General features: G+C 68.8%; 1 protein-coding gene. It reads right to left on the bottom strand.

Annotated elements, in window-relative coordinates; genetic code table 11:
• The coding region (locus tag AB0M87_RS33350; protein WP_365859648.1) for an amino acid adenylation domain-containing protein at window positions 1-1,463 on the bottom strand (1,463 nt) is incomplete at both ends.

Raw genomic sequence — 1,463 nt, 5'->3', positions numbered from 1 at the left:
TATCCCCGGGCCAGACCGTCACCCGCCACGTACAGCTCACCGACCACGCCCGGCGGCACCAGCTTCAGCCCTGCGTCCAGGACATACACCCGGGCTTCGGCCACCGGCGTGCCGATCGGTACGGTCCGGACCGGTGCCTGCGGACCGTCCGGGTGCTGGAAGGCACTGATGGTCGCGCAGACCGTGGTTTCGGTCGGCCCGTAGGCGTTGACCAGTCGCCGGTGCGCGGCCCACTGGCGTACGAGGGCCGGCGTGCACGCCTCACCGGCCAGAACCAGCGTGATGCCATGCGGAATGCCGTCATCCGGCATCACGGCCAGGGCAGCAGGCGGCAGGGTCAGGTGGGTGATGCGGCGCTCCTCGAGGAGATGAGCCAGCGCGGGACCCGGCAGGAGATCCGATCGGTCGGCGATCTCCAGACGGGCGCCGGTCAGCAATCCCATGCAGATCTCCCAGAAGGCCGCGTCGAAACTGATGGACGCCATCTGCAACACCCTGCTCTCGGGCGTCAGTTTCAGCCGCTGCGCCTGGGTGCGCACCATCGCCCCGACTCCACGATGGGTGACGACGACGCCCTTGGGGCGCCCGGTGGATCCCGAGGTGTAGATCACGTAGGCCGGCTGCGAGGGGCAGGGTGCCTTCCCGGAGACTGGTGCCGGGCCCGTGGGCCAGGGTGCGGCGTCGTCCACGGCGACCGTCGGTACGGTGGTGGCGGGGAGATGCGCACGGATCGCACGGGTCGTCAGCAGGAGCACCGGCCGGGCGTCGTCGAGCATGTAGGTGATGCGGGACGCGGGATAGTCGGGGTCGACGGGCAGGTAGGCCGCTCCGGTCTTCAGCACCGCCAGCATCGAGACGATCATTTCCGCGGACCGGGGCAGCGACAGGGCGACCAGGTCCTCCGCCCCCACCCCCTGGGCGACGAGGTGGTGCGCGAGACGGTTGGCTCGGGCGTCCAGCTGCCGATACGTCAGTGTTCCCGCGGCATCGCGGACGGCCACCGCATCGGGGGTGTGGGCGACCCAGTGCTGGAACATGTCCGGAACGGTGGCGGCGGGTAGGTGCTGGACGGGGTCGCGTCCCTGTTCGAGGAGGGACCGGCGTTCCCCTGGGGTGAGCAGGTCGTCGGCGCGTATCCGCTGGTCGGGATCGGCCACGAACGCTTTCAGCAGGCGAGTGAGCCGGTCGACGAGCCGGTGGATCGTCTCGGCGTCGAACAGCTCTGTGGAGAAGTCCACCCGGGCCTGCATGCCCCGGATACCCCCGCGCTCATCGTGTGTCTCGGCGAAGGTGAAGGTCAGGTCGAATTTGCTGACGTCGGTGGAGACCGGTTCATCGGAAGCCACGAGGCCCGGGAGATCGATCCGAGCGGTTGCCTGGTTCTGCAGGACGAGCATGGTCTGGAAGAGGGGGTGGTGGTTCTGTGATCGGGTGGGATTGAGTTCTTCCACCAGTCGTTCGAA

This window comes from Streptomyces sp. NPDC051320, assembly GCF_040682175.1.
GTDB lineage: Bacteria > Actinomycetota > Actinomycetes > Streptomycetales > Streptomycetaceae > Streptomyces.
The sequence above is the reverse complement of the archived record's forward strand: the minus strand, read 5'-3'. Positions and strand labels throughout refer to the sequence as shown.